Here is a 24,871-nt window from a genome sequence, read left to right on the forward strand (position 1 = left end):
AGGTTTTGACAGGTGGCAATTTGCCTGAATATCATTTGCATACGAACGAGTTTTATCTGTCCTGCAGGGGGACGACATTGGACTATCACGCACCAGGGAGCCTTGACGAGGCGCTGGGCCTTTTGGCCCGGAAAAACATGCGGGTGATTGCGGGGGGCACCGATGTCTACCCGGCGATGGCCGCGGGCGGGCCGGGAACGAACCTGTTGGACGTGACCGGCATTGCGGGAATGCGCGGGATAGACCGAACGAGCGACGGGTGGAGGATCGGGGCGGCGACAACCTGGAGCGACGTGGCCCGGGCAGAGTTGCCGAGAGCGATGGCCGGGTTGCAGGCGGCGGCGCGGCAGGTCGGCAGCCTGCAAATCCAGAATGCGGGGACCGTGGGCGGAAACATTTGTAATGCGTCACCTGCAGCGGACGGGGTGCCGCCGTTGCTAACGCTGGGGGCGGAGGTGGAGGTTGCCGGGCCGGGCGCGTTGCGGCGGATTCCTTTGCAGGCGTTTCTCAAGGGTGTGCGCCAGACAGCGCTGGCTCCGGGCGAGATGGTCGTGGCGTTGCATTTGCCGGAACCGCCCGTGGGGGCCGTGGGCCTGTTCGACAAACTGGGTAGCCGGGAATACCTGGTGATTTCGATTGCCATGGTGGCGATGGTTGTGGGGTGCGATGCGCAAGGCCAGATTGAACGCGCCCGGGTGGCTGTTGGAGCCTGTTCGCCGATTGCAATGCGGCTGGAGGGCCTGGAGGCCGAGATGATCGGGAAGAGGCCCGACGAGGTTGTTGTCGAGCCGGATCATTTGGCGGGGCTGCGCCCGATCGACGATGTGCGCGGCTCGGCCGGCTATAGGCTGGAGGCAGTGCGGGAAATGATCCGGCGGATGCTGGCGGAGGGGACACCATGACCCGGTTTCATCTCAATGGGCGTGATGTGGAGGTGACCCCGCGTGTAGGCGAACGCCTGTCGGAGGCATTGCGCGAGCGGCTGGGGACGAGGGACGTCAAGGTCGGCTGCAACGCCGGGGATTGCGGAGCGTGCACGGTGTTGCTGGATGGCGCGCCGGTTTGCGCCTGCCTGACGCCGGTGGAGCAAGTTGACGGTCGCACGGTCGAGACATTGGCGGGACTGGTAAAAGAAGAGCCGCTGGCCGGGGAGTTGGGCAAGCGGTTTGAGGCGCGCGGCGCGGCGCAATGCGGGATTTGCACGCCGGGGATGATGGTGTCGGCGGTGGCGTTGTTGCGCGATGTGCCGGAACCGAACGAGCAAGAGGTCAAGGATGCGCTGGGCGGGGTACTGTGCCGGTGCACGGGGTATGCCAAGATCATTGATGCGGTGATGGATCGCGGTGTCGTGGCCGGGGCCGATGCGCTGGGTCATGCCGGGGCGGCGATTGAGAAGCTGGATGGCGAACCAAAGGTCAGCGGCACCGAGTTGTTTGGCGATGACGTGGCGCCCGAGGGGACGTTGGTGGTCAAGCTGGTGCGCTCGCCCCACGCAAGGGCGCGGTTCGAGTTTGGCGATCTGGATGGCTATGCCGAGCGGCCGGGGATCGTCGCGGTTCTGACGGCGCTGGACGTGCCGCGGTTGAACCGGTTCGGCACCATTCCGGGGTTCATCGACCAGCCGGTCTTTGCCGAGTTCGAAACCCGGTTCCGGGGCGAAGCGGTGGCCGCCGTGGTGGGAGAGCCCGCGGTCATGGCGGTATTTGAGCCGAATGACTTCCCGGTGACATGGGAGGTATTGCCCCCGGCCGAAGGGATTGAGGCCGCGATGTCGGACGAGGCCGCACAACTACACGAGGGGCACGAAGGCAACGTGATGTGCGGCGGGTTCGTCACCCATGGAGACGCGGAGGCCGGGTTGGCCAAGGCCGATCTGGTCGTCGAGGACCGGTTCGAGACCTCTTACGTCGAACATGGCTATATCGAGCCCGAGGCCGGGTTTGCACAGATGGTGGGCGACCGGCTGGAGGTGCATGCCTGCACCCAGGCGCCGGTGATGGATCAGGATACGCTGGTCGATGTGCTGGGCATGGAACGCGACAAAATCCGTATCGTACCGACAGCGACCGGCGGTGGGTTTGGATCAAAACTCGATGTGTCGGTGCAACCCTACCTGGCGATAGCTGCGCTGAAGACCGGGCAGCCCGTGCGGATGGCGTTTGAACGCTGGGAGGTGATGCAAGCCACAACCAAGCGGCACCCGGCGGATATGCGGGTGAAAATCGGGGCCACCAAGGCCGGCAGGATCAGCGGGTTCCGCTTTGACGGGCTGTTCAACACCGGGGCCTATGCCAGCTGGGGGCCGACCGTGGCAAACCGGGTGCCGGTGCATGCCTCGGGGCCGTATAGGGTGGCGGATTACCGGGCTGAGGCGAAAGGGATTTACACCAACGGGCCGCCCTCGGGAGCATTTCGCGGCTTTGGCGTGCCGCAGGCGGCGGTGGCGCAGGAGAGCCTGTTTGACCGGCTGGCGGATGGGCTGGAGATGGACCGGCTGGAGTTCCGGATTCTGAATGCGCTGGAGAACGGTATGCCGACGGTGTGCGGGCAGGTGTTTGAACAGGGTGTCGGGATCAAGGCATGTTTGCAGGCCCTGCGTGACCCATGGAAGACCGAACGGGCCGAGGCGGCGCGGGTGAACGCGCTGGAGGGGCCAGTGCGGCGCGGTGTCGGCGTGGCGGCGGGCTGGTATGGCTGTGGCAATACTTCGCTGCCCAATCCGTCGACGATCAAGGCCGGGATTCGCGCCGATGGTCAGGTGGTGCTGCATCAGGGGGCTGCGGATGTCGGGCAGGGGGCCAACACGGTGATTGCCCAGCTGTTTGCCACCGCGCTGGGCGTGCCGGTGGGCGCGCTGGAAATCCTCGGCGGTGACACGGATGTAACGCCGGATGCGGGTAAAACCTCGGCCTCGCGCCAGACCTTTGTGACCGGTAACGCGGCGCGGCTGGCGGGCGAGGCGATGCGGCGCGAGTTGCTGGGCCGGGTGAATGCCGGGCCCGAGGCGGAGATCGTGCTGCTTGATGGCGCGGTTGAACTGTACGATGGCGACCGGGTGCATCGGATCGAGTTGCGGGCTCTGGAAGCGGATGGCGAAGGCTATGTGTTGCGGGCGGAAGAGACCTATGACCCGCCAACGAAACCGTTGGACGAGAATGGGCAAGGGGTGCCCTATGCCCAGTTCGGCTATGCCGCGCATTTGTGTGTGATCGAGGTCGACACGGGTCTTGGCACGATGAAGCCGGTGAAGTTCGTGGCGGCGCATGACCTTGGCAAGGCGGTCAACCCGCTGTTGGTCGAGGGCCAGGTGGAAGGCGGGATTGCGCAGGGTCTGGGGATGGCCCTGATGGAGGAATACCTGCCGGGACGGACCGAGAACCTGCATAATTACCTGATGCCGACCATCGGGGATATGCCACCGGTGGAGACTCTGATCATAGAGGAGCCGGACGCGCATGGGCCATATGGCGTCAAGGGGTTGGGGGAGCATGTGCTGATCCCGACCGCGCCATCAATCCTGAATGCAATCCGCGATGCCTGTGGGGTCGAGATGACACGGCTGCCGGTGACGCCTTCGAGACTGAAGGCGGCCTTGAAGGAGATGGAGGATGGCTGAACGACGCGTGCGCGAGGAAAAGATCCGCTGCGATGCCTGTCCGGTGATGTGTTTTATCGCCGACGGCAAACCGGGGGCCTGTGACCGCTATGCCAACCATGGCGGGGAACTGGTGCGGCTGGATCCGTTGACCATTGTTGAGCACTCGGCTGAACTGGTGCCGTTTTTGCAGGGTGATGAGGCCGGGGATTGGGATGGCGATGTGGTGAAGGGGCATCGTCGGTTCGTGACCGCCGTGGGGGCGGGGACGACGTATCCGGATTACAAGCCCGCGCCGTTCATTGTTTCTCAGGAAATCGAAGGGGTCGACATGGTCACCGTGGTGACCGAGGGGATATTTTCTTACTGCGGGGCCAAGGTGAAGATCGACACCGACCGCCATATCGGCGACGAGCGCGACGTCGTGCGCGTGGATGGTGAGCCGATTGGCCATGTGATGACGTCCGAGTATGGCTCGAAGATGCTGTCGCTGGGGGGCGTGGAGCATCTGACAGGCGGGTCTAAGAAGGAAGGCCGGGTCACCTGTGACGCGCTGATGGCGCTGTGCAACCGGGAAGCCGTCGAGATGGTGATCGGGGAAGAGGATCACGCCACCACCGTGATGGTGCAGGCGGGCGAGGCGCCGGTGATCAACGGACAGCGCGAGACTTTGATGCGCGTGGGCTGTGGCTCAGCCGCGATTGGCATGTTTGCCAAACAGTGGCGTGATATCGTCGATGAGGTGGTCGTCGTAGATGACCATATCACCGGCGTTCTGTCAGAGCATCAGGCGGGGCAGGTCTTGGGTGTGCCGCCGACGGGCATACGGATCAAGGGGCGGCGGTCGACGCCGGGGCGCTATTTCCAGGTGGCTGAACCGGGGCTGGGCTGGGGCGGGACCGATATCGAGGACCCGTTGACCATTCTGGATACGTGGAAACCGAACGTGGCCTGGGAAGGGTTGCGGCTGTTCATGGTGTCGACGACCGGTGAGCAATGGGCCTATTACGAGTTGGATTCAGACCTGGTGCCGCAGGCGGGCGAGGCGCCGGAAGCGGTGCGGCTGTCGGCGGAGCGGATTGCGGAGAACTGCGAGCCGTCGGTGTCGTCGGTGCTGTTCATGGGCGGGGCCGGGGGCAGCTTGCGCGCAGGGGTGACGGAAAACCCGGTTCGGCTGACGCGATCCGTACGCGAGGCGCTGGCCAAGGTGAGCTGTGGCGGTGCCGAGGCCTATGTCTGGCCCGGGGGCGGGATCACGGTGATGGCGGACGTGATGGAGATGCCGAGCAATTCGTTTGGCTATGTGCCGACGCCCGCGATCGTCGCCCCGATCGAGTTCACCATGCGAGTGAGCGATTACGCAGCGCTGGGTGGGCATGTCGAGGAAATCCGGCCCGTAGAAGTGGTGTTGGGCGATGAGACTCGCAAGGTCGGGCCCGGTGCCGCGGGCCATGATCCGATGGAGAAGGGGCATTACCGCTGGAGGGATGACGAGTGAGCTATTCCGCCGCGATACTGCCTGGCGAACGGTTGCATTTGCAGCACGGGCCGATTGACCTTGTGATCGGGGTGGATGGAGCTCGCGAGGCCGGGTTTGGGGCGGCGTGTAGCGCGTTTGACGGAGTGTTGGAGGGGTTGGTTGATGAGTTGGAAAGGTTGAGATCCTCGGGATGGCGGGATGAAACCCCGCCCTGCGCAGTTCGCGGGCCGGTCGCGAAAAGAATGGTTCGGGCGGTGGCCGCGCATGAGGGGTTCGTGACGCCGATGGCGGCTGTGGCGGGGGCTGTGGCCGATCACGTGCTGGCGGCAATCCGGGACGTGTCGGGGGTGCGGCGGGCCTATGTCAACAATGGTGGGGATATTGCACTGTGGCTGAACCCGGGGGAGCGGTTTCGGCTTGCTGTTGCCGGGCCGGACGGGGCCGGGTTGGGCCGGGTTTGGATAACGGCTGGTGATGGCATTGGCGGCGTGGCAACCAGCGGGCGCAACGGACGCAGCCTGAGCATGGGGATTGCGGACAGCGTGACAGTTTTGGCAGCGAATGCAGCCAGCGCTGACGTGGCCGCGACCTTAATTGGCAACGCGGTAAATTTGCCGGGGCATGCGGCGATTATGCGTGTGCCTGCGCTGGAACTGCGTCCGGACAGCGATCTGGGGGAGCGGAAGGTGGTTTCCGAGGTCGGCGCGCTGGCGAGATCGGATGTTGCGCGCGCCTTGAGGCGTGGCGTGGATGTGGCCGAGAAGATGCGGCAGCGCGGATTGATCCACGCCGCGGCCTTGTTCCTGCGGGGGCAAAATCGCGTTGTCGGTCAAGAGCCCGGAGTAATTGGAATTGCGGAAAGGGAGCAATTGGATGCCTGAACTGAAGCTCAGGAAGACCATCGAAAGTCGGGAAGAGATCTGGCACGAGGGTGGTGAAGTGGCGGACACGCCCTATGTGCGGGCCTGTGTGATGGCGGTGATCGAGAACCCGTTCGCCGGTGGCTTCGTGCAGGACATTCAGCCCTTCATGGAGGACCTGAAGCCGCTGGGCCTGTCGATGGCGGAACGGTTGATCAAACTGATCGGTGGGGCCGATCTTGTAGAGGGATATGGTAAGGGTGCAATCATCGGCAGCGGCGGAGAAATCGAGCACGGCGCATTATGGCATGCGCCGGGCGGTTACGCGATGCGCCAGCTTCTGGGGGCGGAGCGGTCCAAGGCGATTGTGCCATCGACCAAGAAGGTGGGCGGGGTTGGTGCCCGGCTGGACGTGCCGGTGACCCATATCACCGCGTCCTATGTGCGGTCACATTTTGATAGTATCGAGGTTGGGTGCAATGATGCGCCTAAGCGCGATGAAATTGCGCTGATTCTGGTGATGACCAACGGGGCGCGGGTGCATTCACGTTCGGGCGGGCTTGAGGCCTGGGACATCAAGGGAGAGGACGGATTGCGATGAAAGCCAAGATCAGGAAGCTGGTTGTGACGGTAGAGGAGACCCTGAGCGAAATGGGGCGTGAGATTACACCGCCCACTCGCAAGGCAGTGGCAACGGCAGTGATCGAAAACCCGTTTGCCGGGCGCTATGAAGAGGATTTGAGCGAGTTGATGGAGATCGGTGCCGAGCTGGGTGGCTTGCTGGGCGAGCGCTGCGTGCTGGCGCTCGATATCACGCCGGAGGATGCGGAGAGCTATGGTAAATCGGCGATGGTCGGGGAAAACGGTGAGCTGGAACATGCCGCCGCAATCCTGCACCCGAAGCTAGGGGCGCCTCTTCGCAAGGCGGTTGAGAAGGGCGCGGCGCTGGTGCCGTCATCGAAGAAAATGGGCAGCCCGGGGCAGGTATTGGACGTTCCGTTGGGGCACAAAGATGCAGCCTATGTGCGCAGCCATTTCGACGGGATCGAGGTGATGTTGAACGATGCGCCGCGGGCGAATGAAATCATGGTGGCCGTGGCCGTGACCGATAGCGGGCGACCCTTGCCGCGGGTTGGTGGGCTGGAAGCCAAGGATGCGGAAGGAAAGGATGGACTGAGGTAAAAGCCCCTGAAAGCGGCTCCCACCCGCCGACCCCGCGCTTTCAGGGGGCTTGGTGGCCGAGTTTGGAGCTTTGCCACAAGTTGAGATCACAGGTGCCTCTCATTTCGGTGACAAGCCACCTGCCGAGCAATGGGCGGCGATTATTGGGGCAAGAGGAGGAGCCGAGGGTTGGTAATTTGCGTGTGAAAACGCGCTTTTTCGTGCCAACTCATGTCAATGATGAGAATTTCGGGGGATATTTCCCCGGGGAACCAGCGAGAACAGGCTGGAAATTCGTGTAACAAAAACAATATTTTAATGTGCAACGCACACCTAAAGGGAGATGTGACATGCAAATGATACGACGCAAACTGCTGGGCGCGCTGGCAGCTCTGCCGATGCTGGGGATGATCCCCGGTGCGGCGCAGGCTGAGGGCAAGATCGTCATCGGCGAAATTAATTCCTATACCCGCCTTCCGGCGTTTACCGAGCCTTACAAGAAGGGTTGGACGCTGGCGATGGAAGAGCTGAATGCTGCGGGCGGTATTGATGGCCGGATGATCGAGGTGATCAGCCGCGATGATACCGGCGATCCCGCAACCGCGATCCGGATTGCCGAGGAGCTGACCTCGAAAGAGGGGGCGGTGATGATCTTTGGCACCTTCCTGTCCAACATCGGGTTGGCCGTCGCGGATTTTGCCAAGCAGAAGGAAGTTCTGTTCCTGGCCAGCGAACCGCTGTCAGATGCGATCGTCTGGTCGAAGGGCAACAAGTATACCTACCGTCTGCGGCCTTCGACCCATATGCAGGCGGCGATGCTGGCTGAACGGGCGGCGAAGCTGGGCAAGAAGAAATGGGCCACGGTGGCGCCGAACTATGCCTATGGCAAGGATGCGGTGGCCGCGTTCAAATCCGAGCTGACCAAGTTGCAGCCGGGCGTGGAGTTCGTCGAAGAGCAATGGCCGCCGGTGTTCAAGATCGATGCAGGCAGCACGGTGCGGGCGCTGGAAGCGTCGAAACCCGATGCGATCTTCAACGTGACCTTTGGCGGGGATCTGGCGAAGTTCGTACGCGAAGGCAGCCTGCGCTTCCTGTTTGAGGATCGCACGGTTGTATCCTTGCTGACCGGGGAGCCGGAATACCTGAACCCATTGGGCACCGAGGCGCCAGAAGGCTGGATCGTGACCGGCTATCCGCCGGAACAGATCGAGACGGACGAGCACAAGGCGTTCATGGCGGCCTATGAGGCGCGCTGGGGTGAGGCACCCAAGACCGGGTCGATTGTCGGTTATAACTCGATGCTGGCGATCAAGGCGGTGTTGATGAAGGCCGGATCGGTGGAAACCGAGGCGCTGCTGGCGGCGATGGAAGGGCTGGAAATTCCGACGTCCCCAACCGGGCCGTTCATGTTCCGGGCGGCAGATCACCAGTCGACCATGGGGGCCTATGTGGGTCTGACCACGCAAAAGGATGGTATGGGCATGATGACCGACTGGGCCTATGCCGACGGGGCGGATTACCTGCCGAGTGAAGAAGAGGCGGCCAAGCTGCGGCCGGCCGAATAACAAGGTAAATATGGATCGGGGCGGCGCAAGCCGCCCCGATTTTTCGCACATAGTCGCGATGTGACGGGGGACGGGACGCATGGGATTTTACTTTGCGCAATTGCTGACCGGGCTGGCCAATGCGTCGTCCCTATTCCTGATTGCCTGCGGGCTGTCGATCATTTTCGGGGTCACGCGGATCGTCAACTTTGCCCATGGCTCGTTTTACATGATCGGCGCCTACCTAGCCTATACGTTGGTCACCACGCTGCCACATGGCATTTTCGGGTTCTGGTTCAGCGTAGTCGTGGCGGCGTTGATCGTTGGCGTGGTGGGCTTGTTGATCGAGCTGACCATCCTGCGGCGGATTTACCATGCGCCAGAGCTGTTCCAGCTGGTGGCGACCTTTGGCGTGGTGCTGATTATCCAGGACGTGGCGCTGGCGATCTGGGGGGCGGAGGACCTGTTGGGGCCGCGCGCGCCGGGGCTGGACCGGGCCGTGCGGATCATGGGCGAGCCGATTCCGGAGTATGACCTTGCCCTGATCCTCATCGGGCCGCTGGTGCTAGCCGGCATTTGGGTTTTGTTTCATCGCACCCGCTGGGGTGTGTTGGTGCGGGCAGCGACACAGGATCGCGAGATGGTCGATGCGCTGGGCGTCAATCAAGCGTGGCTGTTTTCCGGTGTCTTTGTGCTCGGGTCGGCGCTGGCGGGGCTGGGCGGCGCGTTGCAAATCCCGCGCGAGGCGGTGAGCCTGCAAATGGATCTGAGCGTGATCGGCGAGGCCTTTGTCGTGGTGGTGATCGGCGGCATGGGCAGTGTGGCCGGGGCCTTCGTGGCGGCGGTTTTGATCAGCGTGCTGAATGCCTTTGCGATTTTGGTATTCCCGCAGATTTCGATCGTGTTGCCTTTCGTGGTGATGGCGGTGGTGCTGATCGTGCGGCCCTATGGGTTGTTTGGCAAACCGGGCAGCGAGCATGGCGGAGCGGAGGAGCCAGAGCAGCCTTTGCGCCTGTTGTCGCCACAGGCCACAATGGTTTTGATGGCGCTGGTAATGGTGCTGGCCGCAAGCCCGGCGGTGGTGAGCGAGTTTTCCACGACCTTGCTGGTCGATGTGATGGTGGCGACGCTGTTTGCCGTGAGCCTGCATTTCATGATGGGACTGGGCGGCATGGTGTCGTTCGGCCATGCGGCCTATTTCGGCGTTGGCGCCTATGGCGCGGCAATGACGGTGAAGTACCTTGGGCTTGGGATGCTGCCCGCGATGGCGATCGGACCTCTGGCGGCTGCCGGAGCCGCACTGGTGTTCGGCTGGTTCTGTGTGCGGCTTAGCGGGGTTTACCTTGCCATGCTGACATTGGCCGCTGCGCAGATCCTGTGGGGCGTGACGTTCCAATGGCAGGAGTTTGCAGGTGGCGACGACGGTATTCTTGGGGTGTGGCCTGACAAGTGGGCGAGCGATGACTGGATCTATTTCTATGTCGCCTTTGTCCTGTGTGTCGGCGGTATATGGTTGATGCGGCGGGTGGCGCATGCGCCGTTCGGATACGGTTTGCGGGGCATTCGCGATAGCGCAATACGCGCCGAGGCGCTTGGTATGGATGTGAAGTTTCACCAATGGATGGGGTTCACTCTGGCCGGAGCTGTGGCGGGTTTGGCAGGGGCGGTCTTTGCCTTTTCCAAGGGATCGGTTTTCCCGGATGTTCTGGGGATCGGGCAGTCGGTCGATGGGTTAATCATGGTGCTATTGGGCGGCATCCATGCGCTGGCCGGACCGATCTTTGGTGCCGGGGTATTCGTTTTGATCGAAGACTGGGTTCTGAAGCTGGATTACTGGCGGTTCATTTTCGGGGCGATCATATTGTTGGTTGTCCTGCTGGCACCCGACGGGGTGGCCGGTGGGGTGGATCGGCTGTTGCGGGCGCTGGGGCTGCGCAAGGAGCGTGAGTCATGAGTGTGCTGGAGGTGCGTGGCCTGTCGAAAAGCTTTGGTGGGTTGGTGGCGGTCGATGATGTTTCCTTTGATCTGCGCAAGGGGGAGTTTTTGGCATTGATCGGGCCCAACGGAGCGGGCAAGACCACCTGTTTCAACATGCTGGGGGGGTATTTGCGACCCGATGCCGGGTCGGTGAAGCTGAGCGGGCAGGAATTGGTCGGGTTGCGACCTCGGCGGATCGTGCGGATGGGGGTGGGGCGGACCTTCCAGATCACCCGGACCTTCCTGTCAATGACGGTGCGCGAGAACGTGCAGATGGCGTTGATCGCACATCACAAGCGGGTCTTTGACATGGTGAGCCGGGCGACGCGGCTTTACGTCGGGGAGGCGGATGCGCTTTTGGACCTGGTTTCAATGAAGGACCAGGGAGATCGGGCCTGTTCGGAATTGGCCTATGGCGATTTGAAACGGCTGGAGTTGGCGATTGCGCTAGCGCATGAGCCGGCTTTGTTGTTGATGGACGAACCGACGGCAGGCATGGCGCCAAGCGAGCGGGTGGAACTGATGGAGCTGACCGCCGGGATCGTGGCCGAGCGCGGGGTGAGCGTTCTGTTTACCGAGCATGACATGGATGTGGTTTTCGCCCATGCGCATCGCATTCTGGTGCTGAACCGTGGCGCGCTGATCGCCGAGGGGACCGGTGACGAGATTCGGGAAAATGCGCTGGTTCAGGAGGTGTATCTGGGCGGGGGTACGGTGTTCGGGGAGGTGGGTCATGCTTGAGGTAACGGGCCTGACGGCGCGCTATGGCCGGGCGCAGATCCTGAACGGGGTGTCGCTTGACCTGAAAGGCCACGAGGTCGTGGCGCTGTTAGGGCGCAACGGTGCAGGCAAGACCACGACGATGAAATGCATCATGGGGCTGCTCGAGACCAAGACCGGAGAGATCCGCTATGACGGGCAGTCGCTAATGAAGCTGCCGCCGCATATGATCTGTCGGGCGGGGCTGGGTTATGTGCCCGAGGAGCGGCGGATTTTCCCGGACTTGACGGTTGAGGAGAACCTTGAGGTGGGACAACGGCCGGCGCGCGAGGATGCACCGGAGTGGAGCCGCGAGCACCTTTTCGAGCTGTTTCCCAACCTGGCGGAGCGGCGCAGCAACCTGGGCAAGCAGCTGTCGGGAGGGGAGCAGCAGATGCTGACGATTGCGCGCACATTGATGGGCAACCCCAAGGCGGTGCTGCTGGATGAACCCAGCGAGGGGATTGCGCCGGTGATCGTGGAACAGATGGCGCGGGTGATTGCCGAGCTGAAAAGCGAAGGGCTGTCGGTGCTCTTGAGCGAGCAGAACCTGCATTTTGCCCGCGCGGTGTCGGATCGGGCAATCATTATCGAGAAGGGTGCCGTCGTCTACGAGGGTGGATTTGACGAGTTGGACGCAAACCCCGAGATTTCGCAGCAATATCTGGCGGTTTAGAGATGGCAGAGAAGGGCTATATTCTGGATGCACAGGTTGGCTATCTATTGCGCTTGGCCAGCCAGCGCCACGCGGCGATTTTCCAGGCCCATGCGGTTGACGGGTTGACCGCGCAGCAATTCGCCGCGTTGGTGCGTATCGGCGAGGTGGGACAGGTGTCGCAGAACCGGTTGGGCCGGGCCGCGGCAATGGATGTGGCAACGATCAAGGGGGTGGTCGACCGGCTGCGCGACAAGGGGTTGGTGAATGCCGAAAAGGACCCGGAGGACAAGCGGCGGGTTCTCATATCGTTGAGCCCGGCCGGATCAGCGCTACTTGAAGCCATGACGGCGCAGGGCCACCGGATCAGTCGCGAAACGCTGGAACCGCTGACGGAAGAGGAAAGTGCGACGCTTTTGGAACTGCTGCGCCGGCTGACCTGAGGAAATCTGCAGCTGTGCTTGATTTGCTAGGGTGTTATGCGTCACGCTGATCCTAATTTCGACTCGTACAATGACTATTTCCAGTTCTGGTGGTGTCGCCATGAGAGCAATTGTTCCATTCCTGGCCGTGTTCGCAGCGTTGTCGGCTTGTGACCAAGCAGCGGTGAACCTTGGCATGAAAAATCCGTCCGGTGCGGAAATCGGCACCTGTGTCGGCTCGTCCGCCCCGTCCTGCCGGTTCCGCAACAGCCCGGTGCGGCTGGAGCAGCAGGCGGTGCGCCTGCCGGGTCGGAAACTGCCGTTTTTCCCGATCGCGGAAGAGCTGGAATTCGTTGACGCGTCAAACCGAAGCTGGATCGCGCCGTCGAAAACCCTGACCGACGGGGCATCGATCCCGCGCATCTTCGTGTCGATTGTCGGCAATCCGACCTCGCAGGAATTTACTAATGCGGCGGCGATCCATGACGCCTATTGCGGGGTTGGAAACGAGGCTGGGCCGAAATTCCACACCGCCGAATGGCGGTCGGTACACCGGATGTTCTATGACGCGTTGCGGGTCGGCGGCACCCCCGAGACCAAGGCCAAGATCATGTATGCCGCCGTCTATATCGGCGGGCCGCGTTGGGGCGGGGTGCGCCAAGGTGGCGGAAACGGCGTTGCCCGCGATACCGTGTCGGACTGGACAAGTGTGTCGGTTTGGAACGGCGATCGGGGTCAGGTATGGCGTCGGGATATGCCGGTAGTCGACGGTGCCGGCAGGTATCGGCGGGACGCTGACGATACGGCGGGCAACGCGGGCCTGTCACCGGGGGCACTGAGGCAAGTGTTGCGCAAGACGATCGGTTTCATCGAGAGCCGCAATCCGACTTTGCCGGAGATCGAGAGCTTTGCCGATGCTTCGCTGAGCCAGGCGGTCGGGGTCAGCGATGTCGGCGGCGAACAGGATGATGGCGCATCCGACACCGGCAATCAATCGCCCGTGGGCGATCCGACAACTGGTGCTCCGGTGGGTGATCCCACCGTGGGTGCGCCGGGCACCGGGGCCTCGACGGCGCCGGCAATCGGGGGCACCCCGGCGGACCCGGCGGGGACAATCTGATCCGTGCCTGCGAAGGCGTTCAAGGATGGGTTTTGGCGGTATCTTTTCTGACGCAGATCAAGGACCGGTTTTGTTCAGTTCGGCAATGTCGCGTCGAACGCGGAATCAAAATACGGAGGGACAGACATGTTCCTGGTCTTCATTGTGCATTTGTTTTTGGGGGCAACCCTTGCCGGAAGCGCCGTCGTGGCGGGGCTGACCATGGGGTATGACACGATGCAGCCGGTGATCGTCGCGGCGTTGATCGGATGGGTCATCTCGATCCCGGCGACCTTCTATGTCGCCAAATTGATCCGGAGCCTCTGAACCGGTTCACGTCAGCCGCCCGTATGGGCGAGCCAGCCGCGCACAGCGGCTTCGAATTCGCGCGGTTTTTCGGCGTGCAGCCAATGCCCTGCGCCCGGTATTTTTGCAAACCGCGCCTTGGGAAAGAGGTGTCTGATCCGGGCGCGGTGTTCCTGCGTGACATAGTCGGACGTGCCACCTGACAGGAACAGGGTCGGGCCGTCGAACTGCGCTTCGATATCGGGGAAAGACAGAATGCCCGGCATTTCGCGGTCGAGCACGTCGAGATTGAGCCGCCAGCGTTTTTCGGCCACATCCAGCGATTGCAGGAAGAAAGGCACCAGCGATGGGTCTTCGACCAGGGGTTCAAGCTGTTGGGCGGCGTCGGACCGTTTCTCGACGCGCGACAGATCGACCTGGCGCATGGCTGCGATGTTGTGGGCCTGGGTATGGCCATAGGCGACGGGTGCGATGTCGGCCACGATCAGGCGGTTCACCAGGTCGGGTCGCGTCAACGCCAGCATCATCGATGATTTGCCGCCCATAGAGTGGCCCATCACGTCAATGGGGGCGCCAAGATGTTTGGCGACCTCGGCCAGATCGCCGGCCATGTCGGCATAGCTTTGGGTCTCGAAAAGCGGGGATTGCCCATGGTTGCGCATGTCAACCGCGACCACCTGGCGTTCCTCCGACAGGCGTTTGGCGATGACGCCCCAGTTGCGGCCAGAGCCAAACAGGCCGTGGGCGATCAGCAGGGGCGGAGTGGTGGTCGGGGCGCCATGGGCAATGGTGTTGAGCATGTCGTCAGCCATAGCGTCAAGGGGATGGCAGGGCAATTACCGGAATCTGGATGCAGGGCGGTTCAGGAGAGGGTAATCTGTTCGCCATGACCGAGTCGGCGGACATCACCAAGCTGCAGAGCGATCTGAAAACGCGCCTGGACCAGAAGCTGGGCCTGAAGCGCGGGTCGCTGGAGAAACGTATGAAAAAGGCCGGGCGGCGGTTGCCGCGCCGGGTGCATCGCGATGCAGCGGCGATCGGTGAGGCGGCCGCGTTGGCAGAACATCCGAAACTGCGCCGCCGGGTCGATGCAGCCGGGATCAAGGCCGCGCATCATCGGATTTCAGAGCACCTGAGCCGGATCGATCCGCGGGAACAGCGCATTCGGTTCTGGCTGGGGGTCCTGGCCGGTCTTGCCTTCAACGTTTTGGCGGTTGCGACCTTGGTTATCGTGGTCCTGAAATGGCGTGGGTTCTTGTAAAACAGTAGAACCGGGACAAAGAAAAAGGGCGGGGATGTCCCCGCCCCGGTGTTCGTTTTTTGGCCCGGTTCAACGCAGGATGGCGTCGCGGTAGCCGGCGCGGCGGACTCGTTTGAGCGCGGCACCGGCCTGGTTCGCGGCGTAGGGTCCGGCCAGTACGATGCGATAGGATTTTCCGCCCTTGGTCAGGGTTCCGAGCCGCACCGGCAGGCCCTTGGCCCGGGCGCGGGCAGCCGCCTTGTCTGCATTGGCGGGCACGCTGTAAGTGCCAATCTGCACATAGCGGGCCTTGGCCGTGACCTTGGGTTTGGTCCGCGTGTTCGAGGGTTTGGCCGCCTTCGACCGGGGCTTGACCGACTTGGTCGAAACCAGCGCGGGCGGGGCCGCTTTCTTGCGGAAGAGTTTGCGGCGTTGTTTTTCTTCCATCTGCGCGGCTTCGGGTAACGTATACCCGGCGGCCTGCATTTCGGCATAGCTGTGATAGGGATATTTCAGGTCGGGATAGCGGTAAGTGACATCCTTCCCCGAAGACCGTTCGATCAGCCTGCGCGGCACGGTGCGTGTCCAGGTCAGCCCCGAGGCATGGATGCCGTCAATTGTCTGGTGCGCGCGCCGTTTGTTCAGCCGATCATCGTCCCAGGCTGCGCGGTAGCCCTCGGGTATCGGCGCGTCGGACTTCATTTCCTGCTGTTGTTCCCAAACGTGCCGGGGCACGACGCGCACCTGATGGGTTCGCGCAGAAACACCGCCCATGCCGGCTTCGACCTGCCGGACAGATACGCGTTTCAGGACGGTCACTTCCTTGCCGTTGCGGATCACCGTCACCGGCTTGCGTAGGATCAGATTGGCCCGTGGTGCGGTCGCCGATACGCCACATTTTGTAGGCGTTCCGTCGGCAGTGACGCATTTGTAAAACCGGTTGCCTTGTGGTGCTGCCGCCACGGGGGCGGGTCTTGCCGGGGTCGCCGCCACGCGGCGCGGTTTCCTGACCGGTTTCGGCGTGGCCTTGCGCACTGGGGCTGGCTTGGCAATCACCTTGCGGGGTGCCGGTTCGGCCGCAGGGGTCGGTTCGGGTTTGGCAGCGGGCGGTTCGGCGGTGGGTTCGGGCGCGGGCTTTGGTTTGACGGTGGGGGCCGGGGTAATGACCTCGACTTCGTCCGTGGAGTCGGATGGGGTGGCGGCAGGTGCGGGCGTTGCGTTGGCGAAGGTCGGTTGATAGCCGCACAAGACCTGACGGTCGCGCGTCACCCGCGGCACCCAGTTCACAAGCCCGTCGATCCCGGCGCGGATATAGACGCAGCCACGGCTGTCCACATACTGTTTGCCCTGATAGGAGGCAGGCGGAAATTCGGCGGGAATCTCGGCCTCGTTCAGCGTTTTCGCCTGAGCAGAAAACTCGGCAACAAAGAGGCCCAGAGATGCAGCGATCACGCCGAATGCAATAGTTCGTGTCTTATTCATGTCTTGCCCCCACAAGATGTGGTGCCAAGATGCACGATCACGGCGAGCGAGTAAAGCGCGATTAGGTTAACAAACCCGCTTGGCGGGCCGAAACCGACGCTGTCACGCCGCGGGCCTATTTGGTGCCGAACATTCGGTCGCCCGCGTCGCCAAGCCCGGGAACAATATAACCTTTTTCATTCAACCGCTCATCGAGGGCGGCGGTGACGATGGGCACGTCCGGATGCGCTTCTTTCATCCGGGCCACACCTTCGGGGGCGGCCAGAAGGCAGAGGAAGCGGATATTTGTGGCGCCCGCCTGTTTCAGCAGGTCAATGGCGGCGGCAGAGCTGTTGCCAGTGGCCAGCATTGGGTCGACGGCGATGACCAGTCGCTCGTTCAGGTGATCAGGCACCTTGAAGTAGTACTGTACCGGTTTGAGTGTTTCCTCGTCGCGATAGAGCCCGACAAAGCCGACCCGGGCCGAGGGGATCAGTTCGAGCATGCCATCGAGTAGGCCGTTGCCCGCCCGCAGGATCGAAATCAGCGCCAGTTTGCGACCTGCCAAGGTGGGGGCCTCCATCTCCTGCAAGGGCGTTTCGATGGTCTTGGTGGTCATGTCCAGTTCATGTGTGACCTCGTAGGCGAGGAACTGGCTGATCTCGCGCAGCAGCTGGCGGAATACGGCGGTTGAGGTGTCCTTCTGACGCATCAGGGTCAGTTTGTGCTGCACAAGGGGATGTTTGACGATGGTGAGGTGGTCTTTCATGGTGTCTCCAGCTTGGCTTGCACGGTTTGTCTGGTGTCCTCGTTGCAGAAGGCTGCTTCAAGGGCAGTTTGATTGAGCTCGGCGAAGTCCGCTTCTCCCCAGCCATAGGCGCGCTCTAACTCTTCGTATTCCCGCGTCATGGTGGTGTGAAAGAAGGGCGGATCATCGGTGCTTACCGTTACCTTTACCCCGGCATCGCGCAGGCGCGCCAGAGGGTGATCGGCGAAAGTCGGGAACAGGCCCAAGGCGACGTTGGAGCCGGGGCAGACCTCGAGCGTGATGTCCTGTTCGATCAGGGTGTCGATCAGGGCGTTATCCTGCGCGGCGGCGACGCCGTGGCCGATGCGCTCGACTTTCAGGTCTTCGATGGCTTCGCGGATGCTTTCAGGCCCGCCCCATTCACCGGCGTGGGTCGTGAGGCGCAACCCGGCCTCGCGGGCGCAGTCAAACGCCCAGGCGTAGTCGCCCTGGTGTCCGACGCTTTCATCACCACCCATGCCATAACCGACGATGAAGTTGCCGGCGGTTTCGGCGGCGCAGATGGCGACGGGTTTGGCGGCCTCCGGGCCGAAATGGCGGACATTGGTGATGATGCCCTTGGTGATGATGCCGTGGATTTGTTCGGCTTGCTTGGCGGCATCCTCGATTTCCGAGAGGTAGTCGCGCCAGGCAGAGACATCACCGCCGCCGCAGAAGTCCGGGGACAGAAAAGTTTCAGCGTAGACGACACCGTTTTCGGCCAGTTCGTCGAGGATTGCCGAGGTCAGGCGGCCATAGTCCTGCGGCGCGGTCAGTACGCTGGTGGCGGCCTCGTAGACCTGCAGGAAATGGGTGAAATCATTGAACGCATAGGAGCCGTCGGATTTGAATATCTTGGAGATGTCGATGGATTTCTCCTTCGACAGGTCTCGGATGAAGGATGGGGGTGCGGCGCCCTCGTGATGCAGGTGAAGTTCGATCTTGGGGAAGCTGCTCCAGCTCATAGGAAGCTCCTTCCTGCGCCGCGTTCGGTGAGGCCGAGGTGGTGAGCGACGCTGGCGCCGATGTCAGCAAACCCGACTTGGCCGATTTTGCCGGGGGCAAGGCCCGCGATCAGGACCGGGACGCGTTCGCGGGTGTGATCGGTGCCAACCCATGTCGGATCGTTGCCGTGATCGGCGGTGATCAGGAGCATGTCACCGTCACGAAGGCGGGGCAGGAGTTTGCCCAGTTCAGCGTCGAACCATTCGAGCGCGCGCCCGTAGCCCGACACATCGCGGCGGTGGCCGAAATTTGTATCGAACTCGACGAAATTGGCAAAGGTGAGCGAGCCGTCGGCGGCGTTGTCGATGCGGTCGGACAGGTGCTGCATCAGATCAGCATCGCTGCCCTTGACGCTGTCGGCGATGCCACGCATCGAGAAGATGTCGCCGATCTTGCCGATGGCATGGGTGTCGCGTCCTGCCGTTTGAGCCCAGTCCAGCAGCGTGGGTGAAGGCGGGGCGATGGCGAGGTCCTTGCGGTTCTTGGTGCGGGTGAAATTGCCGGGTGTGCCGACGAAGGGCCGGGCAATAACGCGGCCGAGTTTCAGGGCGTGGAAGGCGGGGGCGATGTCCTTGCAGAGTTGCAGCAGGCGGTCGAGACCGAAATGTTCCTCGTGCGCGGCGATCTGGATCACGCTGTCGACCGAGGTGTAGACGATAGGCCAGCCGGTTTCGATATGGCGTTGTCCAAAATCGTCGATGACTTTCGTGCCCGAGTAATGGGTGTTGGCAAGGGTGCCGTCCACGCCCGCGGTTTGGCGGATGAGAGCCAGAAGGTCGTCGGGGATGGCGGGGTTGGTGTTGGGGAAATAGTGCCAGTCCCACGGCACAGGAACCCCGGCGATTTCCCAGTGGCCCGAGGGGGTGTCCTTGCCCTTGGAGATCTCTGTCGCCGCGCCCCAGAGGCCGGTGGTGGCCGGGGGCAGATCGGTTTGCAGGCCGCTGGCGAGGGTGGTGGCGTCCCCGAGGCCGAGCGCGGCAAGGTTGGGGACGTTGAGTGGGCCGGTACGGCCTTCTTCGGCTTTTCCTTGTGAGCAAGCCCGCGCGATGTGACCGGCAGTGTTGGCACCGGTGTCGGGCGTGTCGCCGTTGAAGAACTGATCCGCATCCGGCGCGCCACCGATGCCGACCGAGTCCATCACCACAAGAAAGGCGCGAGGCATCAGCCTATCCTTTCATGGATAAGCGGCGGGATGTCTGCCGGTTTCGGGGCGATGGTCATGGCGGCACGCAATTCCGCCTCGGCGCGGTTGGCGCTGTCCTCGCGTGAGGCGTGGATGCGGGCGATGGGTTGGCCCTTGGTGACCTTGGAGCCAAGCGGCAGGAGATCGGAGAGGCCAACCGAGTGGTCGATCATGTCGGTTTCCACTTGCCGTCCGCCGCCAAGACCGACCACGGTCAGGCCAAGGGATTCACCCTGATACGCCGCGATAATGCCGCTTTCCCGTGCCGTGACCTCGCGGATGACCGTGGCTTCGGGCAGGAAGCGTTGCCAGTTGTCGACAAATTGCACCGGGCCGCCCTGGGCCGCGATCATCCGGCCAAAGGCTTCGGCGGCGCGCCCGTCGCGGATGCAGGCGGCGATGGCATTGGCGCCGTCCTGAACGTCCGGGCAAAGACCCGCATTGGCGAGAACCACGCCGCCCAATGCGGCGCAAAGCTCGGCCATTGGGCCGCCGCGTTGTTCGGTCAGGGTGCGCATGACTTCGGCGACTTCCAGTGCGTTGCCAAGGGACGGCACCAAGGGCTGGTTCATGTCCGAGATGATCGCCGTGGTTGGGCAACCGGCGGCATTGGCAGTATTGACGAGGCTGGTGGCGAGCGCCCGGGCATCGTCGGCGGTTTTCATGAAGGCGCCGGAGCCGACTTTTACATCGAGCACCAGCCCTTCGAGCCCGGCGGCGAGTTTCTTTGACAGGATAGAGGCCGTGATCAGATCGAGGCTTTCCACTGTCGCGGTGACATCGCGGATCGCGTAGAGTCGCTTGTCGGCAGGGGCGATTTGGGACGAGGCCGAGACGATGGCGGCGCCGGCGTCCTTAACCACGTGGCGCAGGCCAGATTCGCCCAGATCGGTGCGCAGGCCGGGGATAGATTCGATCTTGTCGAGTGTGCCGCCGGTATGGCCCAAGCCGCGGCCCGAGATCATCGGGACATAGGCACCACAGACCGCAAGTGCAGGGGCAAGCACGAGGCTGACGCAATCGCCGACCCCGCCGGTGGAGTGTTTGTCGAGCACCGGCTTGTCGAGGGTCCATTGCAGCACGTCGCCGCTGTCGCGCATGGCGAGGGTTAGCGCCACGCGGCCTTCCTCTCCGAGACCGTTCAACAGCGCCGCCATGGCAAAGGCCCCGGCTTGGGCATCGCTGACCGATTGATCGGCAAGACCCTTGGCGAACCAGCTCAGCTCATCCTGCGTGGGTGTCTGACCGTCGCGCAGATGGGCGATGATGCGGCGGGCGTCCATTAGCGCTCCAAGTCTGATTGGGAAAAGGCACCGGGCAGCAATTCAGCAATCGTGGTGGTCCGGGTGCTACCTGCGGTGGTCGCGAGGGTGATTTCCACGTGGCCTGTTGCGAATTCGGCCAGCTTCTGGCGGCAACCGCCACAGGGCGGCACCGGATTGGGACTGTCGGCGATGACGGCGGCCTCGGTAAACTCGGTCTCACCGGCGGCGATCATGGCGGCGATGGCCCCGGCCTCGGCGCAGGTGCCTTCGGGGTAGGCCGCATTTTCGACATTGCAGCCGGAATAGATCGTGCCGGATTTGCCCCGGATGGCGGCGCCAACCTTGAAATGTGAATAGGGGGCATAGGCGTTTTCGCGCACGGCGCGGGCAGCGTCGAGAAGGGGCATCAGGCGGTCTCCGTTTTGAAATCACCGGGCAGGGCGACCTCAAGCAGTTCGAGGCCCGCCGATGGATCAGACAGGCGGGTTTTCATAAAGGGCGGTATGACGAAAGCGTCGCCTCGTTCAAGCGGCTGCGGATCGCGCCCCTCGCCTTGCAGCGTCACGGTGCCGGACATGACATAGGTGAAGTGGATGTCCGCGTCATGGGCGGTCCATTGCGGGGCACCATCACCGGGGCGGGCAACCCAGACTCCGGCGACGTTTTGCGTGTTGATGGCAATGGTCGTGTCGCGGGCGATGTAGCCGGGCAGGCGGTGCGGGGCCCAGGGGGCGTCCTTGCCGATATTGTGGACGAACCTCTGGCCATGCCATTCGCGATCAGGCCTTTCATGCGTGGTGGGCAGGTCCATGTCGTGATCAACCTCGGTCACGTGTTCGGCCGGGACGCCGATCTCGATCACCTGCAGATTATCGGAGGCCTCGACCACGCGGTGGCGGATTTCGGGGGGCTGGATAAAGCAGTCGCCGGCATGGATGCGGCGCAATCCGCCCTGGTCTTCGTAAAGCACATCGACCCAGCCTGAGACGCAGAAAATCAGCTGAAAGCCGACCTTGTGGTAATGCACCATATCGGGAACCGGGCCGGCATCGCGAATGCGAATGTGGCTGGCGATTATCGATCCACCTAGGCGGTCCGGGATCAGGTCACGATATTGCATGCCCGCGCGCCCCACGATCCACGGCGCCCCATCGGCGAGGCGGCGGGTTACAAAGGAATGCTGCGTGGCCGGGACGACGAGAGGTGGGTTCAGTTCCTCGATCTCGACGCAGGTGCCGTTGGGCGCTGTCAGACGCCGCTGACCATCGGCGAAATGATCGGGGTTGTCCGACAAGATGCGGATGGTGCCGGGGGCCTCCAGGGCGTCCTTTTCAACGCGGATGCGCAACCCATGGCCGGAAAATACAGCGATACGCGGGGAATCGGCGGGATAGATCATGTCCATCCGCATGCCCAATGTTTGGGTGAAAAACGGGATGTCGTCGCGTAATTCCTGCGTTGGCAGGCGGATTTCGGCCCTTGTTTCACTCATGCTAAGCTCCCCTGAGAAGGCCAAGTCTGCGCGGGGATTCACCTGAATGCAAGACGGGGTCGCGAGGCGGTGTCTCGAAAGCCGGGTTTTATCCGGATCAAAACTAGTTTAATGCTAAACTAAATCGAATCCTGAGAGGCTGGATATGTCGTCGGACCACAAGGAAACCCTGCGCCAGGCGGCGCTTGTCTATCACGAGACCCCGAAGCCGGGGAAGCTGGAGATCCGGGCGACCAAGCCATTGGCGAACGGGCGCGATCTGGCGCGGGCCTATTCGCCGGGGGTGGCCGAGGCGAGTATCGAGATCAAGAATGATCCGGCCAATGCGGCCCGTTACACAGCGCGGGGGAACCTTGTTGCGGTGGTGTCGAACGGGTCGGCGGTGCTGGGGCTGGGCAATATCGGGGCGCTGGCCTCCAAGCCGGTGATGGAAGGCAAGGCGGTTCTGTTCAAGAATTTTGCCGGAATCGATTGCTTTGACATCGAGGTGAACGAGGCGGATCCAGAGCGCCTCGCCGATATTGTCTGCGCGCTGGAGCCGACCTTCGGTGCGATCAACCTGGAAGACATCAAGGCGCCGGATTGCTTTATCGTCGAGAAGCTGTGCCGTGAGCGGATGAACATTCCCGTGTTTCACGACGATCAGCACGGTACGGCAATTGTTGTCGGCGCGGCGGCGACCAATGCGCTGCATGTCGCTGGAAAGAAATTCGAGGATATCAAGATTGTCAGCACCGGCGGTGGGGCGGCTGGGATTGCCTGTCTGAACATGCTGCTCAAGCTGGGCGTGAAGCGCGAAAATGTTTGGCTGTGTGACATTCACGGGCTGGTCTATGAGGGGCGTGAAGAGGATATGAACCCCCAAAAAGCCGCCTATGCGCAAAACAGTGACCTGCGGACGCTGGATCAGGTGGTTGACGGGGCGGATATGTTCCTGGGGCTGTCCGGGCCGGGGGTTTTAATCCCCGAGATGGTGGCGAAGATGACGGCGCAACCGATTGTCTTTGCACTGGCGAACCCGACGCCGGAAATCCTGCCAGATGAGGTGAAGTCGGTCGCTAAGGATGCGATCATCGCTACCGGGCGCAGCGATTTTCCCAACCAGGTCAACAACGTGCTGTGTTTTCCGTTCATCTTTCGCGGGGCGCTTGATGTGGGGGCGACCGAGATTAATGACAAGATGCAGATCGCGTGTATCGACGGGATTGCAGCACTGGCACGGGCGACGACAAGCGCCGAGGCGGCAGCGGCCTATAAGGGTGAGCAGCTGAGCTTCGGAGCGGATTACCTTATTCCGAAGCCGTTTGACCCACGGCTTGTGGGCGTGGTGTCGTCGGCGGTGGCCCAAGCGGCAATGGAGACCGGTGTGGCGACACGGCCGATTGCCGATCTGGACGAGTACCGTGCACGGCTGAACCAGACGGTGTTCAAATCGGCGCTGTTGATGCGGCCAGTGTTCGACGCGGCACGCACAGCCAGCCGCAAGATCGTTTTTGCCGAGGGCGAAGATGAACGGGTGTTGCGCGCGGCGCAGGCGATATTGGAAGAGACGACCGAAACGCCGATCTTGATTGGTCGGCCCGAGGTGATCGAGGCGCGGTGTGCGCGGGCTGGATTGGATATTCGCCCGGGTGCGGACTTTCCCATCGTGAACCCAGAGAACGACCCGCGATATCGGGACTATTGGCAGAGCTATCACGCGATCATGGCGCGGCGCGGGGTGACACCAGATATTGCCCGGGCGGTGATGCGGACCAACACCACGGCGATTGGTGCGGTGATGGTGCATCGCGGAGAGGCGGATTCACTGATTTGCGGCACGTTTGGCGAGTATCGTTGGCATCTGAACTATGTCAGCCAGTTGCTGGCGCAGGGTGGTTTGCGCCCACATGGGGCTTTGAGCCTGATGATCCTGGAGGATGGGCCGCTGTTCATTGCTGATACCCATGTCTGGTCACGGCCCACCCCGGAACAATTGGCCGAGGTGGCAATTGGTGCGGCGCGGCATGTGCGGCGTTTCGGTCTGGAGCCGAAGATTGCCTTCTGCTCGCAATCGCAATTTGGCAACCAGGCCGAGGGGTCAGGCAAACGGCTGCGCGAGGCGATGGCACTCCTCGATACAGCCGCGCGCGATTTTACCTATGAGGGGGAGATGAACGTCGATGCGGCACTGGATGAGGAGTTGCGCGAACGACTGTTGCCCGGGGGGCGGATCGAGGGGGCGGCGAATGTGCTGATCTTCGGTCATGCCGATGCGGCGTCTGCCACGCGCAACATTTTGAAGATGAAGGGCGGGGGGCTGGAGGTTGGTCCGATCCTGATGGGGATGGGCAATCGTGCCCATATCGTCAGCCCGTCGATCACGCCGCGCGGGCTGTTGAACATGGCTGCCGTGGCGGGGACGCCGGTGGAGCATTACGGGTGAGGTGATTCCCGGTTCGGATTTGCACATATGAGTTTGCAAATTTGCAAACGTCAGAACCTATGCAGCCGCCCTGCATATTTTTAGGGGGTTTGCAAAAATTTGCAGGGCGATTGGGCGGGAACTTGCAAACTTCTTGCGGTAATCTGTCACCTGTG

The 24,871-nt window shown here is 62.5% G+C and carries 23 protein-coding genes; 15 read left to right on the forward strand and 8 right to left on the reverse strand.

Going from position 1 to position 24,871, the window contains the following annotated elements:
* Window positions 1–77: 77 nt before the first annotated feature.
* The 13 genes from RXV86_RS21030 (at window position 78) to RXV86_RS21090 (ending at window position 13,879) form a co-directional block, all read left to right on the forward strand.
* Window positions 78–902 (forward strand): xanthine dehydrogenase family protein subunit M, encoded by an 825-nt coding sequence (locus tag RXV86_RS21030; RefSeq protein WP_316302507.1) that lies wholly within the window; start codon window positions 78–80, stop codon window positions 900–902.
* The gene (locus tag RXV86_RS21035) at window positions 899–3,616 is read left to right on the forward strand and encodes a molybdopterin cofactor-binding domain-containing protein (RefSeq protein ID WP_316302508.1); all 2,718 of its coding nucleotides are present in this window, start codon (window positions 899–901) and stop codon (window positions 3,614–3,616) included. The genes RXV86_RS21030 and RXV86_RS21035 overlap by 4 nt, the downstream gene beginning before the upstream one ends.
* Window positions 3,609–5,093, forward strand: coding sequence for a 6-hydroxynicotinate reductase (locus tag RXV86_RS21040; RefSeq protein WP_316302509.1), 1,485 nt, complete (start codon window positions 3,609–3,611; stop codon window positions 5,091–5,093). Before RXV86_RS21035 ends, RXV86_RS21040 begins: the two co-directional genes overlap by 8 nt.
* Window positions 5,090–5,956: a UPF0280 family protein gene (locus RXV86_RS21045; RefSeq protein WP_316302510.1), complete on the forward strand. Its 867-nt coding sequence runs from the start codon at window positions 5,090–5,092 to the stop codon at window positions 5,954–5,956. The genes RXV86_RS21040 and RXV86_RS21045 overlap by 4 nt, the downstream gene beginning before the upstream one ends.
* Window positions 5,949–6,536 carry an amino acid synthesis family protein gene (locus tag RXV86_RS21050; RefSeq protein WP_316302511.1) on the forward strand — a complete coding sequence of 196 codons (588 nt, stop codon included), beginning with the start codon at window positions 5,949–5,951 and terminating at the stop codon, window positions 6,534–6,536. Before RXV86_RS21045 ends, RXV86_RS21050 begins: the two co-directional genes overlap by 8 nt.
* Window positions 6,533–7,117: an amino acid synthesis family protein gene (locus RXV86_RS21055; RefSeq protein ID WP_316302512.1), complete on the forward strand. Its 585-nt coding sequence runs from the start codon at window positions 6,533–6,535 to the stop codon at window positions 7,115–7,117. Before RXV86_RS21050 ends, RXV86_RS21055 begins: the two co-directional genes overlap by 4 nt.
* 329 nt (window positions 7,118–7,446) lie before the next feature.
* The gene (locus tag RXV86_RS21060) at window positions 7,447–8,661 is read left to right on the forward strand and encodes an ABC transporter substrate-binding protein (protein ID WP_316302513.1); all 1,215 of its coding nucleotides are present in this window, start codon (window positions 7,447–7,449) and stop codon (window positions 8,659–8,661) included.
* A 79-nt stretch (window positions 8,662–8,740) separates the two neighbouring features.
* Window positions 8,741–10,594, forward strand: a complete 1,854-nt coding sequence (locus RXV86_RS21065; protein ID WP_316302514.1) for an ABC transporter permease — start codon at window positions 8,741–8,743, stop codon at window positions 10,592–10,594.
* Window positions 10,591–11,358, forward strand: a complete 768-nt coding sequence (locus RXV86_RS21070) for an ABC transporter ATP-binding protein (RefSeq protein ID WP_316302515.1) — start codon at window positions 10,591–10,593, stop codon at window positions 11,356–11,358. The genes RXV86_RS21065 and RXV86_RS21070 overlap by 4 nt, the downstream gene beginning before the upstream one ends.
* On the forward strand, window positions 11,351–12,052 hold the full coding sequence (locus tag RXV86_RS21075) for an ABC transporter ATP-binding protein (RefSeq protein ID WP_316302516.1): 702 nt from the start codon (window positions 11,351–11,353) through the stop codon (window positions 12,050–12,052). Before RXV86_RS21070 ends, RXV86_RS21075 begins: the two co-directional genes overlap by 8 nt.
* 2 nt (window positions 12,053–12,054) lie before the next feature.
* Window positions 12,055–12,474, forward strand: coding sequence for a MarR family transcriptional regulator (locus RXV86_RS21080; protein ID WP_316302517.1), 420 nt, complete (start codon window positions 12,055–12,057; stop codon window positions 12,472–12,474).
* 100 nt (window positions 12,475–12,574) lie between these two features.
* The gene (locus RXV86_RS21085) at window positions 12,575–13,573 is read left to right on the forward strand and encodes a DUF1353 domain-containing protein (RefSeq protein WP_316302518.1); all 999 of its coding nucleotides are present in this window, start codon (window positions 12,575–12,577) and stop codon (window positions 13,571–13,573) included.
* Between the two features lie 126 nt (window positions 13,574–13,699).
* Complete coding sequence (locus RXV86_RS21090) at window positions 13,700–13,879, forward strand: CTP synthetase (RefSeq protein ID WP_316302519.1); 180 nt, start codon at window positions 13,700–13,702, stop codon at window positions 13,877–13,879.
* A gap of 11 nt (window positions 13,880–13,890) precedes the next feature.
* Here the strand turns inward: RXV86_RS21090 and RXV86_RS21095 are convergent, their stop codons facing one another.
* Complete coding sequence (locus tag RXV86_RS21095; RefSeq protein ID WP_316302597.1) at window positions 13,891–14,658, reverse strand: alpha/beta fold hydrolase; 768 nt, start codon at window positions 14,656–14,658, stop codon at window positions 13,891–13,893.
* A gap of 86 nt (window positions 14,659–14,744) precedes the next feature.
* On the opposite strand from RXV86_RS21095, the gene RXV86_RS21100 reads away from it, so the two are divergent.
* On the forward strand, window positions 14,745–15,119 hold the full coding sequence (locus RXV86_RS21100; protein WP_316302520.1) for a hypothetical protein: 375 nt from the start codon (window positions 14,745–14,747) through the stop codon (window positions 15,117–15,119).
* Between the two features lie 69 nt (window positions 15,120–15,188).
* On the opposite strand, the gene RXV86_RS21105 is transcribed toward RXV86_RS21100, so the two are convergent.
* The 7 genes from RXV86_RS21105 to RXV86_RS21135 form a co-directional block, all read right to left on the reverse strand.
* Window positions 15,189–16,580, reverse strand: coding sequence for an SPOR domain-containing protein (locus RXV86_RS21105; RefSeq protein WP_316302521.1), 1,392 nt, complete (start codon window positions 16,578–16,580; stop codon window positions 15,189–15,191).
* A 115-nt stretch (window positions 16,581–16,695) separates the two neighbouring features.
* Complete coding sequence (gene upp / locus RXV86_RS21110; RefSeq protein WP_316302522.1) at window positions 16,696–17,328, reverse strand: uracil phosphoribosyltransferase; 633 nt, start codon at window positions 17,326–17,328, stop codon at window positions 16,696–16,698.
* Window positions 17,325–18,311, reverse strand: coding sequence for an adenosine deaminase (locus tag RXV86_RS21115; protein ID WP_316302523.1), 987 nt, complete (start codon window positions 18,309–18,311; stop codon window positions 17,325–17,327). The genes upp and RXV86_RS21115 overlap by 4 nt, the downstream gene beginning before the upstream one ends.
* Window positions 18,308–19,513, reverse strand: a complete 1,206-nt coding sequence (locus tag RXV86_RS21120; RefSeq protein ID WP_316302524.1) for a phosphopentomutase — start codon at window positions 19,511–19,513, stop codon at window positions 18,308–18,310. Before RXV86_RS21120 ends, RXV86_RS21115 begins: the two co-directional genes overlap by 4 nt.
* Window positions 19,513–20,817 carry a thymidine phosphorylase gene (locus RXV86_RS21125; protein ID WP_316302525.1) on the reverse strand — a complete coding sequence of 435 codons (1,305 nt, stop codon included), beginning with the start codon at window positions 20,815–20,817 and terminating at the stop codon, window positions 19,513–19,515. Before RXV86_RS21125 ends, RXV86_RS21120 begins: the two co-directional genes overlap by 1 nt.
* Window positions 20,817–21,206, reverse strand: coding sequence for a cytidine deaminase (locus RXV86_RS21130; RefSeq protein ID WP_316302526.1), 390 nt, complete (start codon window positions 21,204–21,206; stop codon window positions 20,817–20,819). The genes RXV86_RS21125 and RXV86_RS21130 overlap by 1 nt, the downstream gene beginning before the upstream one ends.
* A complete protein-coding gene (locus RXV86_RS21135; protein WP_316302527.1) occupies window positions 21,206–22,291 on the reverse strand; it encodes a cupin domain-containing protein in 1,086 nt (361 codons plus the stop codon). The genes RXV86_RS21130 and RXV86_RS21135 overlap by 1 nt, the downstream gene beginning before the upstream one ends.
* A gap of 145 nt (window positions 22,292–22,436) precedes the next feature.
* Between RXV86_RS21135 and RXV86_RS21140 the strand changes: the two genes are divergently transcribed.
* The gene (locus tag RXV86_RS21140; protein ID WP_316302528.1) at window positions 22,437–24,716 is read left to right on the forward strand and encodes an NADP-dependent malic enzyme; all 2,280 of its coding nucleotides are present in this window, start codon (window positions 22,437–22,439) and stop codon (window positions 24,714–24,716) included.
* Window positions 24,717–24,871: the final 155 nt, after the last annotated feature.

It is taken from the genome of Aliisedimentitalea sp. MJ-SS2 (assembly GCF_032586155.1).
Taxonomy (GTDB): domain Bacteria; phylum Pseudomonadota; class Alphaproteobacteria; order Rhodobacterales; family Rhodobacteraceae; genus JAWHTC01.

Coding starts and splice junctions, on each gene's coding strand:
- RXV86_RS21035 (WP_316302508.1), top strand. CDS start 899: ATGACCCGGTTTCATCTCAATGGGCGTGATGTGGAGGTGACCCCGCGT.
- RXV86_RS21040 (WP_316302509.1), top strand. CDS start 3,609: ATGGCTGAACGACGCGTGCGCGAGGAAAAGATCCGCTGCGATGCCTGT.
- RXV86_RS21050 (WP_316302511.1), top strand. CDS start 5,949: ATGCCTGAACTGAAGCTCAGGAAGACCATCGAAAGTCGGGAAGAGATC.
- RXV86_RS21055 (WP_316302512.1), top strand. CDS start 6,533: ATGAAAGCCAAGATCAGGAAGCTGGTTGTGACGGTAGAGGAGACCCTG.
- RXV86_RS21060 (WP_316302513.1), top strand. CDS start 7,447: ATGCAAATGATACGACGCAAACTGCTGGGCGCGCTGGCAGCTCTGCCG.
- RXV86_RS21065 (WP_316302514.1), top strand. CDS start 8,741: ATGGGATTTTACTTTGCGCAATTGCTGACCGGGCTGGCCAATGCGTCG.
- RXV86_RS21070 (WP_316302515.1), top strand. CDS start 10,591: ATGAGTGTGCTGGAGGTGCGTGGCCTGTCGAAAAGCTTTGGTGGGTTG.
- RXV86_RS21075 (WP_316302516.1), top strand. CDS start 11,351: ATGCTTGAGGTAACGGGCCTGACGGCGCGCTATGGCCGGGCGCAGATC.
- RXV86_RS21080 (WP_316302517.1), top strand. CDS start 12,055: ATGGCAGAGAAGGGCTATATTCTGGATGCACAGGTTGGCTATCTATTG.
- RXV86_RS21085 (WP_316302518.1), top strand. CDS start 12,575: ATGAGAGCAATTGTTCCATTCCTGGCCGTGTTCGCAGCGTTGTCGGCT.
- RXV86_RS21090 (WP_316302519.1), top strand. CDS start 13,700: ATGTTCCTGGTCTTCATTGTGCATTTGTTTTTGGGGGCAACCCTTGCC.
- RXV86_RS21095 (WP_316302597.1), bottom strand. CDS start 14,658: ATGCTCAACACCATTGCCCATGGCGCCCCGACCACCACTCCGCCCCTG.
- RXV86_RS21100 (WP_316302520.1), top strand. CDS start 14,745: ATGACCGAGTCGGCGGACATCACCAAGCTGCAGAGCGATCTGAAAACG.
- RXV86_RS21105 (WP_316302521.1), bottom strand. CDS start 16,580: ATGAATAAGACACGAACTATTGCATTCGGCGTGATCGCTGCATCTCTG.
- upp (WP_316302522.1), bottom strand. CDS start 17,328: ATGAAAGACCACCTCACCATCGTCAAACATCCCCTTGTGCAGCACAAA.
- RXV86_RS21115 (WP_316302523.1), bottom strand. CDS start 18,311: ATGAGCTGGAGCAGCTTCCCCAAGATCGAACTTCACCTGCATCACGAG.
- RXV86_RS21120 (WP_316302524.1), bottom strand. CDS start 19,513: ATGCCTCGCGCCTTTCTTGTGGTGATGGACTCGGTCGGCATCGGTGGC.
- RXV86_RS21125 (WP_316302525.1), bottom strand. CDS start 20,817: ATGGACGCCCGCCGCATCATCGCCCATCTGCGCGACGGTCAGACACCC.
- RXV86_RS21130 (WP_316302526.1), bottom strand. CDS start 21,206: ATGCCCCTTCTCGACGCTGCCCGCGCCGTGCGCGAAAACGCCTATGCC.
- RXV86_RS21135 (WP_316302527.1), bottom strand. CDS start 22,291: ATGAGTGAAACAAGGGCCGAAATCCGCCTGCCAACGCAGGAATTACGC.
- RXV86_RS21140 (WP_316302528.1), top strand. CDS start 22,437: ATGTCGTCGGACCACAAGGAAACCCTGCGCCAGGCGGCGCTTGTCTAT.